Raw genomic sequence first — 292 nt, 5'->3', positions numbered from 1 at the left:
GTATCCGAGACTGTCGGCGGCGTCATGCTGACCGCGTTCTACGGCGAGGTAGGCTGGCCGCAGAACCTCGGAAAGATATCCGCCATGGTAGAGGCTGAGGCCGACGATCGCCGCGACATTTGGGGACACGAAGTCCTCGACCTCGAACAAGGCGACGACCAGCGGCAGTCCGTAGAAGGCGACGAACAGTTGCAGCACGACGGGGACGCTCCGGGCATAGGACACGTAGAGGTCGGCCAGTTGGCTGAGAACCGGTATCCTGCGCACCCGGAACGTCGTCGCAATCAGCGCC

The 292-nt window shown here is 63.4% G+C and carries 1 protein-coding gene; it reads right to left on the bottom strand.

All coding sequences use genetic code 11. The features are described 5' to 3' along the window. A partial coding sequence (locus AF337_RS10835) for an ABC transporter permease subunit (RefSeq protein ID WP_152970970.1) occupies positions 1–292 on the bottom strand: 292 nt, incomplete at both ends.

Origin of the sequence: Rhizobium ecuadorense (genome assembly GCF_001187535.1) — a bacterium.
Classification (GTDB): Bacteria; Pseudomonadota; Alphaproteobacteria; order Rhizobiales; family Rhizobiaceae; genus Rhizobium; species Rhizobium ecuadorense.
The sequence above is the reverse complement of the archived record's forward strand: the minus strand, read 5'-3'. Positions and strand labels throughout refer to the sequence as shown.